Below are 12684 nucleotides of genomic sequence, written 5' to 3'. Positions count from 1 at the left end.
CTTCAGTTTGCGCTGGTGCCTGCTTTTTGCGCCAAGTCTGCCAAGGCTGCCTTGACTTCCTTGCGGCGCCCTTCGTCGGCCAGTGCGCGGTCGGGGCGCGGCGGCGCGCCGAGCGCCTTTTCGAGCGCGGCCTTGGCTTCGGGGTAGGACTTTTTCTTCATCAAGAACAGGCCGTAGAAATAATTCGCGTCGATGCCGTTCGGGTCGATCGCGAGGGCTTTCTTCAGGTATTGCTCGGCTTTTTCATCGTCGCCAAAACCGAGCGGCCAGCCGGGCACCTGGAAGTACAGGCTGCCCAGCGAGGTCGGAATCGATCCGCCGAAGCCGCTCGGGTCGAGCACCTCGGCTTCGAGCAGGCGGTCGCGCGCTTCCTTGGCCAGGCCGATGGCGCGCAGCTGGCTCAAGCCCTGCAAGGATCCCGCGTAGGTGGCCAGGCAGATGGCCTCCCAGGTGAGCACGTCGGCGCGGTCTGGAAAGCGTTTTGCGGCTTCACGCGCCTGCTCGGCCAGCGCTTCGAGCGCCTTGACGCGCTCCTTGCCCTGGCGCTGGTAGTTGGCCACGGCCCATTGCTGCTGCAGGGTTCGCACGGCCTGCTCGGGCGTCGTGGCGGCTGCTACCGCCGCCGCTGTCGGGCTGGCTGTGGAGTTCTCGGCGTGGCCCGCAGTGGAAAGCCCCAGACACAGGGCTACCACGAGCGATGCCCCGATGGCGTGGCGTTTGGATGGCATGTTTTGCTCCTTTGCAATGGGTTACGACGTTTGCTGCTCTGCCTGCGTTTGCTGCGTGGGGTGCGGTTTGGCAAAACGCCGCACCACCTCGGCCTGCTTGCGCATGGCCCTGTCCACCAGCGCGGGCCACAGCGCATTGAGGCGCACGAACCAGGATTCGGGCCAGCCGAGCACCGCCTCGCGGGCGTCGCGGCGCATCGCGGCGAGGATTTGCTCGGCCACGGCCTCGGGCGTATCGACCGCCATCCTGGTGGCCTTGGCCATCTCGTAAACCTCGGGCGGGTTGAGCGCCGTGCGCACCGCGCGTGGGGCCACGTAAGTCACGCTGACGCCGCTGTCGGCAAGCTCGCGCCGCAGACCTTCGCTGAAGCCGCGCAGCGCAAACTTGCTCGCCGCATACACGGTGTAGCCCGGCAGCGCGAGCGCCCCCAGCACCGAGCCGCAAAAAACCAGCTGGCCGTCGCCGCGTGCCGTCATCTGCGGCAGCACGGCCTGCGCGAGCCACATCGCCGAGACGCAATTGGTGCGCAGCATCTGCTCCATGGCGTCGGGGTCTTCGTCGCTGAAGCAGCGAAAACTCCCCTGGCCCGCGAGGTGCACCAGCACATCGACGCCGCTGAGCGACGCCTTGGCCTGTTCGACCGCGGCGCGGCAGCCGGCCGCCGTGGCGAGGTCGGCCACCACGATGCTCGCCCCCGGCAGGCTGGATGCGAGCTGCGCCAGGGCCTCGTGCCGCCGCCCGACCAGCGCCAGGCGCGCGCCCGCTGCCGCGAGGCGCTGCGCGAGCGCCGAGCCTATGCCGCCGCTCGCGCCCGTGAGCAATATCCGTCTGTTGCGCAGTTCCATGGGGCCTCCTCAAAAAAAAGCACGACTTAGGCAAATCGGGGTGAGGCAAGGCGCTCGCCCCATGGCAAAACACTCTGCAGCATCCTTGTTTGCGTAAGTCCAGAAAGGTTTTCATGCCTGCGGCGTCTGCAGCACGCTGCGAAACACGTCGCCATACAAACCGTACATCTGCCGCGCGCACCACAGCACCGCGCTTTGGTCGCCTGGATCGTCGAGGCGATCCATCAGGTGCTCGAAGTAGCCGATGTGGCTCTGGTCCAGCTCGCCGTGGCTCGTAAGGTACGAAAACGCCGCGTCGGGCAGCTGCAGGGCCGATTGGATGGCCCGTGCAGCGCGCGTGGCGAGGTTGACGCTCGTGCCTTCGAGCACCAGCACCATGCCGAAAAAGCCCACCGGGTTGCGCCGCATCACCGTGTCCCAGGCGTAGGCCACCATGCGGTCGGTGGCGAGCGCCGGCGCGCCGTGGCGCACGGATTCGGCGTCGCCGCCGCAGGCGCGGATGTCGTCCAGCACCCATTCCTGGTGGCCGTATTCTTCGCGCACGTATTCAGCCACCGCTTCACGCAGCCATTCGAGGCGCTCCGGCAGGCGCGCGCCCACGGCCATCAGCAAGGGCACGGTGTGCTTGACGTGGTGGTAGGCCTGCGTCAAAAACGCCTGGTACGTGGCCAGGCTCACCTGGCCCGCGACGGCGGCGGAAAAGAGCGGGATCGCGAGGAATTCCGCGCGTTCGGCCTCGGTACCGGCCAGCAGTTCGGCATAAAAACCCATGTCAGAGTGCTCCTTCATCGTCAGACCATGCCTGCGCCAGCTGCGCGGCGTAGGCTTGCTGAATCTGCGGCCTGCGCAGGCGGCCGTTGGGCGTGAGCTGCCCGTTTGCTATGGAAAAAGGTGCTTGCGCCCGCACCCAGGCATGCACTCGGGCGTAATCGGGCAGTTGGGCATTCACGGCGGCAAGCGCCTTGGCGAGCGCCGTGTCGTCCAGGCTCGTGTGCAGCACCGCGGCGTTGCGCGCTCGTCCTTCGCCAAATATGGCCGCCTGCACGATGCCGGGCACCTGGGTGAGCTCGCCCTCGACCCATTCGGGGGCCACGTTGCGCCCGAAGGCTGTGATGTAAATGTCTTTCTTGCGCCCCGTGAGGAACAGGAAACCATCTTCATCAAAAGCGCCGATGTCGCCCGTAGGCCAGAAGCCGGCGTCCAGCGCTGGTGCGGCCTGCCGCAAATAGCCGGCACACACCGCCCCGCGCACCCACAGCTCGCCGTCCGCAGCCACGCGCACCTGGGCGTGCGGCAAGGGCTGGCCTACGCTGCCCAGGCGCGCGGCGCCGGGCCGGTTCACGGCCACCACCGACGCCGACTCCGACAGGCCATAACCTTCGAACACCGGCAGGCCCGCGGCCTGCGCGCGCTCGAGCAGGCGCAGCGGCACCTTGGCCCCGCCCACGGCCACGAAGTGCAGCGCTTGGGTGGGCAGGCCGCGCTGCTCGACTTGCGCCACCAGCGCGGCGAGCAGCTGTGGCGTGAGCACTACGGTGCCGGGGCGCGCGCGCTGCAGCGCCTGCCACAGCTGCGCGGCGTCCACCTCGGCCGCGCCGCGCAAACCCACGTCGGCCAGCGGCCAGAGCGCGGTCGTCATGCCCGCGAGCAAAGGGGCGTACAGGCCGGACACGTTTTCCAGCAGCACGGCCAGCGGCAGCACGGCAAGGTGCCGGTCCTGCGCGCCGACGCCTGCGGCCCACACCAGCGACCGGGCCACCGCCTCCAGGGCCTCGCGGCGCAGCAACACGCCTTTGGGCGTGCCCGTGGTGCCCGAGGTATAGGTCACCTTGGCAACGCCTGCCGGCAAGGGCGGCGCCGTGGGTTGCAAAGGCACGGCCCACAGGGGCTCGCCGGCCACTTCGCCCAGCGCGACGATCGGTGCGCCCGTACCAAAGGCGGCGAAGGCTTGCGGCCTGTCCGTCACGACGGCTTCGACGCCGGAGTCGGCGAGCACGTGGCCCAGCTGTTGCGCCGAGAAAAACCCCGGCAGCGGCACGACGGGCACTTGCGCCGCGAGCGCCGCCAGATCGCACACGGCCCAGGCAGGTGAATTGTCGAGCGCGAGCGCGATGCCGCGCCCGCGCAGTGGCAGCAGCTTTTCCTGCCATGCGGCAACCTGCTGCGCAGCCGCAGCGAAGTCGAGCGTGTGCGCCGCGCCTTCCCACGCCGCCGCATGCGGCTGCACGCGCGCCCAGTGCTGCAAGGCGTCGATCAATGCGGACATTGGGCTCTCCGCGCGAGGTCTTGCGCACCCAGGCCGCAGCCCAGCGCCAGCCCGCGCAGCCACAGCGCAAGCAAAGGCGCCTGCACGTCACCCACCGCCTTGCGCACCGCCATGGCGCCCTGCGGCACGGCGCCGGCCATGACCTGCGGCGCGCCGTCGTCCGCGTAGTACGTGCCCCAATCGCGCCCGCCGCCGGGCAGCCGTTCGGCCTGCGCCGGCGCCAGTGCATGCAGCTCGATGCCCAGCCGTGCAAAGGTGTTGCGCAGCTCGCGCCGCGCCGTGAACACCACCCACTGCATGCCGCACGCGGCAAGAAAGGCCGTCAGCGTCACCACCAGCGCACGCGCGCCGCCGGTGATGTCCGCCGCCAGGCTGCCGACTTCGACGATGGTCTCGCGCGCTGCGCTGGCGCCGGGCAAAACGGTTTCGACCGGTGCGTCCAGGTAGTGTTCGAGAAAAAACGGCGCCTGCCCGCGCCGCAGCGCCAATGCGGCGCGCACGCGGCCGTGCGGGTCACGCAGCACCAGAAAAGGCCCCGCCGGCAAGGCGATGCGCGCGCCATAGCGCTCGAGGTAAATGGCCTGCACGAAGCGCCCTACCGCTTCGGCACCAGGCTCGTCTTTGCGCACCCAGGCCACTTCGACGAGCTCCTGCGTGGACATGGTTTCAGGCTTGCGCCGTTGCGGACACAGGGTGGTTGGCATTGTTGACCTCCGAACATCGTTGCGTTGAAGGCCATGGTAGAGACGGATACTTAAGAAAAGCTTGGGGTCGGCAGCGAAAGGCGCATGTACCCAAAAATTTGGCCAAATCGCCATCCAGTGAAGGTGCATCAAGCGCTGATAGCTATGTATTTAATAGCTTTTTCGGCTTTGCGCGAGCGCCGCGAGCAAGCTGCGATTCACCTGCGCCTGCTCTTCCTGCCAAGTCTGCAGCTGCGTCGCGCTGATGGCCGGCTGCGCGTCCAGCGCGCTGAGCCAGCGCTTCCAGCGCGTGCGGTAGGGGTGGATCGAGACCTCGCCCGTGATGTCCGAGCCCACGATGCGGCCGCGCAGCGCCGCGATCACGCGCAGGGCCGCAGGCAGGTCGAAGCAGCCCTGGTCCCAGTTGGTGTGCGCCACCGCGGGGCTGAACACGTCCTTGTCTATGGAGAGATAGACGGGCGCGTCGCCCGCGTGCAGTTCCATGCAAAAGGCGTCGAGCAGCTGCGCGGGCGTGGCAAAGCTGCGGCAGGCCGCGCCGGGGCCGAGCGCGCGCGTCCAGCGCAGGTCCACGCCCACGCTCCAGTAGCGCACTTTGCCGCGCGCGAGCGGCAGCAGGTGGTTTTCCCAGGCGTGGCGCCAGCCCACGTCGCCCGAGCCGATGCCGAGTACGTCGATGCGGCGTACGCGCGGCAGGCGCGCTGCGTGGTGCACCCATGAGCCGCAGTGGATGCCCCACGGAAAGCGCATGTTGTCGGGGTGGTTGTCCAGCACCACCACGTCGAAGGGTGCGCTGCCGGGCACGCGCTGCAGCAGCCAGTGGCTCAGGTGGTGAAAGTCGCCGCTGCCCAGCAGCACCGTGCCGTGCGCTGCAGGCACGAGCGCGTCAAGCAGCGCCTCGGCGTGCGCACAGAAGGCCGCCCAGCGGCGCCAGCCGCAGCCAAAGCGGATCGCTTCCTGCCAGGCTCCTAGCGGCACGCGCAGTGCCTGCCCCATACCGGCCACGCCGTCGATGCCCTGCACCGAGCCGTCGAGGTCAAGCACCAGCGGCGGGGGAGGGGGCATGGCGGTACTGGCGGTCATTAGCGGTTATCGGCAGTTATCGGCAGTTATCGGCGGTTATCGGCGATCATGGCCTTCATCGGCAAACCAGGCGTGGTCGCGCTCGAACCAGCGGGCGAGGCGCGCGAGCGCGGCGCGCAGCAGCGGGTTGCGCACGTACACGGCGTGGCGCGTGAGCGCAAAGCGCGCGCCCAGGTAGGCTTTGATCTGCGGGTCGGTCCAGCCTGCGACGTAGTGGCGCAGGCCGTGCGTGCGCGCGTAGGCCAGGTTTTCCATCCAGCTCACGAAATACAGGTTGTGCTGGCGCGACAAGGCGTAATCGAGCCCAATGTATTTGTCGATCAGCATGCCACGGTGCACGAAGCACAGGTTGAAGCCCACGAGTGCGCCCGCTGGCGTGGCGTACAAAAATACGCGCCCGTCGAGCGCCGCATCCTGCAGCACGGCGCGGAAGAATTCGGCGCTGAGGCGATCGAAGTGCAGCTCGCTTTGCGCATAGACCTGCAGGTACAGCGCGTACAGGCGCGCGAGCAAAGCCTCGTCGGCAAAGCAGGCATCGCCCGTGGCCAGCACCTGCACGCGCAGCCCCTGGCGCGCGCGCAGTTTGCGGCGGATGTCCTTGCGCCGGCCGCTCGAGAGACGCGCGAGGTATTCGTCCTCGCTCGCAAAGTCGATGGGCACATAAGCCAGCGCTTGGCCCTCGACGATCACGAAGCCCTGCGCAGCGCAGGCCTGCAGCAAGGCGCCGGCGTAGCGGGTTTCGTCTTCGGGCAGCAGTTCGGTGGGCAGCGCGATGTCCTTGAAGATCAGCAGGCGCGTGCTGCGCTGCCAGTCTTGCAGCACGGCGTCGAGCAGCGCCGCGGGCGCGGTGTGCTGTGTGGTGTGCGCGGGCAGGGGCAGATACTCGCTCACCGTGCTGCCCGCAAAGCAGGTGCGCCAGGTCAGCAGGCGCCGCAGCGCGCGCTGGCCCGGCCATTGGGCCAAGGTGGCGAGCAGCCGTTCGTCGGCCGTGGTGAGCAAGTCGAAGTCGGCGACGAAGCCGGGCACGCCGCCCGCAAACTGCCGCGCTGCAAAGCCCTCGGGCGGGTGCGCCAGAAAATGCCCGAGCAGCCCCGGCGGCTCGAGGGCGCAGGCGTAGGTCGAGGCCGGCGGCCCCTCCGGGGCGACAGATGGATCGCGCAGCGCGCAGGGCAGGGTGGCACACATGCGGGCGAAGTATCGCGCGCAAGGGCTTTGGCGCTGACGATATCCCCGCAGGTTATCGGTCTGTAGGTATTTTGAAGGCTCTGTAAATTTAACTTTCTCGTCAATTTTTGTATGGACTTACGCCAACAAGGGTGCAACAAAGTGTTTTCCATGAGGCGAGCGCCTTGCTTGAGTCAAGTTGTGTAAGTCGTGTTTGTGTTTCGTTTCCGCCTGCGCCGCTAAGTCGCCCCTGCCCATGCTTGTTCGTTTTCAGTCATTTAGTGCCATAACGCAGGCGGGACTTGCGCTGGCAGCTATTTTTTTGCAAGTGCCAGCGCGCGCCGACGGTGCCGCAGCGGCGGCCGAGACCAAGCCCGGTAGCGACCCCGCCACCACCGCGCAGGCAGCCGCGCCGCCACCCGAGCCGTTTGCTTATACGCTGGGCCTGGGCGCGCTGCGCTACCCGCGCTGGCTGGGCGCGAAAAGCCAGCGCACCATCCCCATTCCTTACGTGGATCTGAACTGGCAGGACCGCGTCGAGCTTTCCACTACCGACGGCCTGCGCGTGGACTTGCTGCATGGGCAGCACTGGCACGGCGGCTTGGTCGGCACGCTGACCTGGGGCCGCTCGCGCCACGACCTGGGCAGCGCCGCGTCCCAACTGCCTACGTTCGACACCACGGCTCAGGCCGGCGTCTATCTCGAATACGCCCCCATGGAGCCCTTGAGCCTGGGCCTGCGCTGGCGCCGCGACCTCCAGGCCACGGGCGTGGTCTATGGCGACCTGTACGCCGAATGGGACTTGCCGCGCCTGGGCTACGTCGAGCACAGCCTCAAAGGCGGCGTGGAGGGCATGAACGGCCGGGGCATGCGGCGCTTTTTCGGGCTCGATGCGGCCAGCGCCGCGGCGCTGGGCCAGAGCCCTTACGCGCCGGGGCGCGGGGCCAGCCAATACACGCTCGAATACCAGGCCTTCGTGCCCACGAGCGCACACACCGGCGTGGCGCTCGACTTCTCCTGGGGCAAACTCTCCAGCAGCGCGCGCCAAAGTCCCGTGATCCAGTCCTATGGCGCGCCGGTGCAGCGCAGCATCATGGCGGCGTTTGTGCTGCACTATTGAATAGATAGCTGATAGCCTACGTGATCTCTGCGCAAAGTCCCGATTTGATGCTGATCCGGAGCGCGCTGCTGCGCGCAGGGGCAAGCGAATCGGTCAGGCAATGGTGCAGGCTCTAAACTCCCCCGGCATTGGCCGAGAGAGGAGAAGTCATGCCTGCATGGTTGGAAGTGTGGCTGCAATTCGCGTTTTGCATCGTCGTGATCGGCTTTGCCGGTGTGCGTCTGATCCGCTATGGCGATGCGATCGCGGCCTGGACGGGGCTGTCGCGCAGCTGGTTGGGCGTGATTCTGGTGGGCACCGTCACTTCGTTGCCGGAACTGGTGACGGGGCTGAGCGCAGTCACGGTGGCGCAATCCCCCAACATGGCGGCGGGCGACGTCCTGGGCAGTTGCGTGTTCAACCTGGCCATCCTGGCGCTGGTGGACGTGTTCTATCGCCGCGGCGCTGTGTACGCCGCGGCCAGTGGCGGGCACATTTTGTCGGCGGGGTTTGGTGCCATTCTGCTGGCCATGGCAGCGCTGGTGATGTTGGCCAGCACCCAAGGCTTTCTGCCCAGCGTGGGCCATGTCAGCTGGGGCAGTCTGGTGCTGCTGGCACTGTATGCCCTGGCCATGCGCACCATGTACCTCGCAGAGCAGCGCGATCGCCCTGCGGCCGAGGCGCAGCGGCCCGCCGTATCCCTCAAGGTGGCGTTGACCGGCTATGCGCTGGCGGCCATGGTGATCGTGGGCAGCGGCATCTGGCTGCCCCTGATCGGCGTGGAGCTGGCGCGGATCATGGGCTGGTCGGATTCCTTCGTGGGCACCTTGTTCGTGGCGCTGGCTACCTCGGTGCCGGAGCTTGCCACCACCTGGGGGGCCGTGCGCATAGGTGCCATCGATCTGGCCGTGGGCAACCTGCTCGGCAGCAATTTGTTCGACATCTTGATCCTGGCCATAGACGACATCGCCTTTCGCCCCGGGGTGCTGTATCTGCACGTGGCGCCCATTCACGTGCTATCCGCGCTGTGCGCCTGCGTGATGAGCGGCGCCGTGGTGGTGGCGCTGGCGTACCGGCCTGTCTCGCGCGTGCTGCACCTGGGCAGCTGGGCCAGCATCGCGCTGCTCGGGCTGTACCTGATCAACGCCCTGCTGCAGTATTCGCACGGCCAATGACCGTGTGGACGAGGCACTGCAAGCTCACAACACCTGGAACGCCAGCACGGCCACGAGCGTGGGCGGCAGGGCGGCGATCAGCAGGCCCAGCGGGTGGATGGCGTTGTCGGCGAACTTTTCCTTGAGGATGGCGGCGCCGGCGGGGTTGGGGGCGTTGGCAATCAGCGTCAGGCCACCGCCCGTGACGGCCCCGGCAACCAGCGAGATTTTGAAGTCCTGGCTCAGCCCTTCGACCAGGGTGCCCAGATAGGTCAGCGCGGCGTTGTCGGTGATGGCCGTAAGCGCCGCCGCTGCGAAGAACACGGTGTGCGAATCCAGGCTTGTGAGCACGGGCTGCAACCACCATTGCTGCAAGCCGCCCAGCACCACCAGCCCCGCAAGGAAAAAGGCCACGAGCAGGGCCTCGCGCAAAATCAGCGGGTTTTGGTGCTGCGGGTACGCCGCAGTAAAGCCCAGAAAAAACAGAAACAGGCCCATGAACACGGTGGGGTGGTGCGCAAACACCACCACCAGCGCCAGAAACAGCAAGTGCACCAGCACCACGGACAGCGGCACGCTGGCTTGCTTGCGCGCAGGCTTGGCGGACATGTGCGCGACATCGGCGCGAAACAGCAGCATCGCCGAAGCGGCATTGAACACCACGGCCAGCGCCGCCTTCCAGCCAAAGTGCCCCAGCATGAACCACAAGTCCCAGTTCCAGGGTGTGGCCACCATGAGCACGGGCGGCGCGGCAAACGGCGTGAGCGTGCCGCCGATGGAGACGTTCACGAACAGCACGCCCACCGTCACGTATTTCAGCTTGGATGACACCTGGCGCGAAAACAGCAGGTCGCGCAGCATCAACGCAGCCAGCGTCATGGCGGCGGGCTCGGTGATGAACGAGCCCAGCAGCGGCACGAAGGCCAGCACGAGGAAATACATCGCCATGCCGTCCGGCAGCGGCACAAAGCGCGCCACCAGGCGCACGCTGGCCCCGGCCAGCTCCAGCACCGGCCGCGTGCCCGCGATCACCATGATCGCGAAGACGAACATGGACTCGGTGAAGTTGCGCGACTCCAGGTAGGCCGTGGCCTCGTGCGTGCCCAGCAGGGCATACATGCACAGCATCAACACCATGGCCCAGAAGCCGAACACCACCTCGACCTCCCCCAGCAGATGCCAGATGCCCGCATGCCGCGGCTGCGTGTGCGCAAGGTGCTCGAAGAGCTTGGTCGAAAACGTGTGCAGGACGGCCAGGCCGAACAGGGCGGCGCCGATGAGCTGGATCGTGGTGGGGGCTGTCATGGGTGGTGTTGCGAGGGGCGGTGGAAGGAAGGCGTCTGAAGAAGGCTGGTCAAACACGCGGCAAGCCGCGAACCATAGCAGCAGACATTGGCAGTGATTGAATTCCGCTTCCATCCGCAAGGTTTTTGCGAGCTTTTGCGGGATACGTGAAAGGTGCGGGATATCGAAATTTATTCGGGCTCGGGCAAAAAGATACCACCCGGCTGCTCTCACGCACGATGGGGGGTATTCCAGCGCTGTCGCCTTAGCAGACCGTCAGCGGCTGGAAGAGGTCAACAAGCCGCCGCTCGTGCTCATCCAAGTGCCGATGGGCAAAGGCAAGACCGAAGCTGCCTTCCTGCGCCTGCAGCAGCGCTTAAGATGATCGAAGCTTTTACGAGTTTCCCGCGCGGGCAGGATCGAACCACGGTTCGCTCTTACGCCTTGAGCGCGAATCGATCGATTGCAGGCTATTTGGGGTGCAGCGCACTAAGGCGTGTGCGGCGCTTGCGTATTGGACTGCTGGGCCTTGCGTGCACTTTCATCCATTTTGCCGAGGAACAAGCGCACGAAGAAAACGCCCATACCGATCATGAACAGGATGCCGATGATGCTCATCAAACCATAGTCGGTGGAAAAGAGGTCGGTTAGCAACTTCATGAAACCCTCCTTAGAAACGGGAGTTTCACTATCGCGCTGCAGACGGTTTCGTGGATTGATGTGCGTCAGATGCGAACGATTTTGGTGGCCCCTCAGTGTGGCGGCGGGTGCAGGTACAGCCGGTCAGACCAGGTGGCGAGCCATTCGGGTTTGAAGGCGACGAAAATCGCCGCGAACATGCCGGTGATGAAGCCGTCGCCCCAGGCCATGAGCCAGTGCCCGACGAGCGACAGGCTCGCATCGACACCGGGCAGCGTGTGGCCGCTCCATTGGGCCAGCATGGCGGACGCGAACACGCACAGCACCGTGCCCAGGAACGCGCGGCCCAGCACATAGACGAAGATCCGAGCGCCGATGAAGCGCCGAATCAGCGCGCCGAGCAGTAGCGCAAAGGTGGCTGGTACCACGCCGAGCCAGGCGATGGAGCCCAGCGCCTGCGCCCAGTCCATGGCAGGCGAAAACCAGCACGCGAGCACGCCCACCGCCACGAGCGTGAGCACGGCCAGCGGCCAGCCGAGCACCAGCACCACGAGGCAAGCGCCCGACCACTGCAGTTGCAGCGGCATGGCGTGCAGGGTGGGCAGCGCCCAGACCCAGGGCAATAGCACGAGTGTGGCAAGCAGCGGAGAGATGAGCGGCGAGAGCGTGCGTTCGCGCCCGGCGGCAGCGGGCCACACGAGCATGCGCCACGGCGCGAGCCACAGCGCCACGAGCACGGCCAAAATCACGAGGGTGGCTTCGAGCAGCATGGAATCGACAAAACGTGGTGGGATCAATGCCAGGAAAGCCGCCAAGGAAGCCGCATCAAGCCAGCCAGTTGCTCACCTGCAAGCCGGGTACGCGCGCAAAAGCGGCGTCGGCGCTGACCACGGTGGCGCCTATGGCGAGCGCCTGCGCGGCGATCAGCAGGTCGTTCGCACCCATGGGAGTGCCCTGGCGCTCCAGCGTGGCGCGCAGCCTGGCATATGCCTCGGCCGCGGCAGTGTCGAAAGGCAATACGAGCAAGCGGGCCATTTGCGCAGCATAGGCTTGCTGCATGCGTGCGGATGGGTATTTGCGCAGGCCCAACAAGAGTTCGCACTGCACGATGATGCTCGTGACGATGCGCGCTTGCGGGTGCGTTTGCGCGAGCTCATAACCGCGCTGGGCGGCGCGCCCAAGCCCGTCCTTCATCATGTGGCTGACGATGTTGGTGTCCAGCAGATAGAGCGGGGATTGGGCGATCGACGCAGGTGCAGTCATGCGTGGTCGTCGTCTTCGAAGCGGATGTCATCCAGGGGCAACAGGTCGGAGTCGTCGATGTCCGGGAACGGCTCCGTGCAGGGGCCCAGCGCGGCGATTTCCTGCAGCGCCGCGGCCAGCGCCGCAGCGGTGCCTTTTGGCGGCTGCTCTGGCACGACCTCGATGATAAGGCGATTGCCTTCGCGGCGCACTAGCGCTTCCTTGCCGGGCAGCTCGAACTCTTTGGGAATGCGCACGGCCTGGTTCGCGCCGTTGCGAAACAGGCGCACGCGGCGGATTTTTGTGGTGTCGGTATCAGCGCCGGGGTTGACAGCAGCAGTCGGCACGGCAGCGCCAGCAGTGGGGGCTTGGGCCGCCTCGGGCTGCGGGCGGTCAACCGCAGTGGATGCGGCGACATGGGGCATGGGTGCCTCCTTTGGGTGAGGGGTCAGTGTAGCCTATGCCGCGGCATATGTCT

General features: G+C 66.7%; 15 protein-coding genes. 3 read left to right on the top strand and 12 right to left on the bottom strand.

Annotation, left to right across the window (positions count from 1 at the left end; translation table 11 throughout):
• Window positions 1–2 precede the first annotated feature (2 nt).
• The 7 genes from DFR45_RS00130 to DFR45_RS00100 form a co-directional block, all read right to left on the bottom strand.
• Window positions 3–728 (bottom strand): tetratricopeptide repeat protein, encoded by a 726-nt coding sequence (locus tag DFR45_RS00130; protein ID WP_114481698.1) that lies wholly within the window; start codon window positions 726–728, stop codon window positions 3–5.
• Window positions 729–749: 21 nt separating this feature from the next.
• Complete coding sequence (locus DFR45_RS00125) at window positions 750–1574, bottom strand: SDR family oxidoreductase (protein WP_114481697.1); 825 nt, start codon at window positions 1572–1574, stop codon at window positions 750–752.
• 111 nt (window positions 1575–1685) lie between these two features.
• On the bottom strand, window positions 1686–2363 hold the full coding sequence (locus DFR45_RS00120) for an iron-containing redox enzyme family protein (protein WP_338419575.1): 678 nt from the start codon (window positions 2361–2363) through the stop codon (window positions 1686–1688).
• Window positions 2347–3840, bottom strand: coding sequence for an AMP-binding protein (locus DFR45_RS00115; protein WP_114481695.1), 1494 nt, complete (start codon window positions 3838–3840; stop codon window positions 2347–2349). Before DFR45_RS00115 ends, DFR45_RS00120 begins: the two co-directional genes overlap by 17 nt.
• Window positions 3828–4544: a thermostable hemolysin gene (locus DFR45_RS00110; protein WP_158636972.1), complete on the bottom strand. Its 717-nt coding sequence runs from the start codon at window positions 4542–4544 to the stop codon at window positions 3828–3830. The genes DFR45_RS00115 and DFR45_RS00110 overlap by 13 nt, the downstream gene beginning before the upstream one ends.
• Window positions 4545–4694: 150 nt before the next feature.
• A complete protein-coding gene (locus DFR45_RS00105) occupies window positions 4695–5624 on the bottom strand; it encodes an arginase family protein (protein WP_199755289.1) in 930 nt (309 codons plus the stop codon).
• A 36-nt stretch (window positions 5625–5660) separates the two neighbouring features.
• Entirely contained in the window at window positions 5661–6809 is a 1149-nt protein-coding gene (locus DFR45_RS00100; protein ID WP_114481693.1) for a GNAT family N-acetyltransferase, read from the bottom strand.
• Window positions 6810–7116: 307 nt separating this feature from the next.
• On the opposite strand from DFR45_RS00100, the gene DFR45_RS00095 reads away from it, so the two are divergent.
• Together DFR45_RS00095 and DFR45_RS00090 are read left to right on the top strand one after the other, a co-directional pair.
• Complete coding sequence (locus DFR45_RS00095) at window positions 7117–7908, top strand: MipA/OmpV family protein (protein ID WP_170132832.1); 792 nt, start codon at window positions 7117–7119, stop codon at window positions 7906–7908.
• Window positions 7909–8057: 149 nt separating this feature from the next.
• The gene (locus DFR45_RS00090) at window positions 8058–9062 is read left to right on the top strand and encodes a sodium:calcium antiporter (RefSeq protein WP_114481691.1); all 1005 of its coding nucleotides are present in this window, start codon (window positions 8058–8060) and stop codon (window positions 9060–9062) included.
• Between the two features lie 24 nt (window positions 9063–9086).
• On the opposite strand, the gene DFR45_RS00085 is transcribed toward DFR45_RS00090, so the two are convergent.
• Window positions 9087–10346: a putative Na+/H+ antiporter gene (locus DFR45_RS00085; RefSeq protein WP_114481690.1), complete on the bottom strand. Its 1260-nt coding sequence runs from the start codon at window positions 10344–10346 to the stop codon at window positions 9087–9089.
• A gap of 97 nt (window positions 10347–10443) precedes the next feature.
• On the opposite strand from DFR45_RS00085, the gene DFR45_RS14280 reads away from it, so the two are divergent.
• The gene (locus DFR45_RS14280; RefSeq protein ID WP_144686919.1) at window positions 10444–10710 is read left to right on the top strand and encodes a hypothetical protein; all 267 of its coding nucleotides are present in this window, start codon (window positions 10444–10446) and stop codon (window positions 10708–10710) included.
• 104 nt (window positions 10711–10814) lie between these two features.
• On the opposite strand, the gene DFR45_RS00080 is transcribed toward DFR45_RS14280, so the two are convergent.
• From DFR45_RS00080 to DFR45_RS00065, 4 genes are all read right to left on the bottom strand, one after another.
• Entirely contained in the window at window positions 10815–10985 is a 171-nt protein-coding gene (locus DFR45_RS00080; protein WP_114481689.1) for a DUF3149 domain-containing protein, read from the bottom strand.
• A 92-nt stretch (window positions 10986–11077) separates the two neighbouring features.
• Entirely contained in the window at window positions 11078–11734 is a 657-nt protein-coding gene (locus DFR45_RS00075; protein WP_114481688.1) for a hypothetical protein, read from the bottom strand.
• A gap of 55 nt (window positions 11735–11789) precedes the next feature.
• Window positions 11790–12227 (bottom strand): PIN domain-containing protein, encoded by a 438-nt coding sequence (locus DFR45_RS00070; RefSeq protein WP_114481687.1) that lies wholly within the window; start codon window positions 12225–12227, stop codon window positions 11790–11792.
• On the bottom strand, window positions 12224–12631 hold the full coding sequence (locus DFR45_RS00065) for an antitoxin (RefSeq protein ID WP_114481686.1): 408 nt from the start codon (window positions 12629–12631) through the stop codon (window positions 12224–12226). Before DFR45_RS00065 ends, DFR45_RS00070 begins: the two co-directional genes overlap by 4 nt.
• Window positions 12632–12684 lie beyond the last annotated feature (53 nt).

It is taken from the genome of Extensimonas vulgaris (assembly GCF_003337425.1).
GTDB classification, from domain to species: domain Bacteria; phylum Pseudomonadota; class Gammaproteobacteria; order Burkholderiales; family Burkholderiaceae_C; genus Extensimonas; species Extensimonas vulgaris.
Note: the sequence above shows the minus strand (reverse complement) of the source record. Positions and strands in the feature narration are given on the sequence as shown.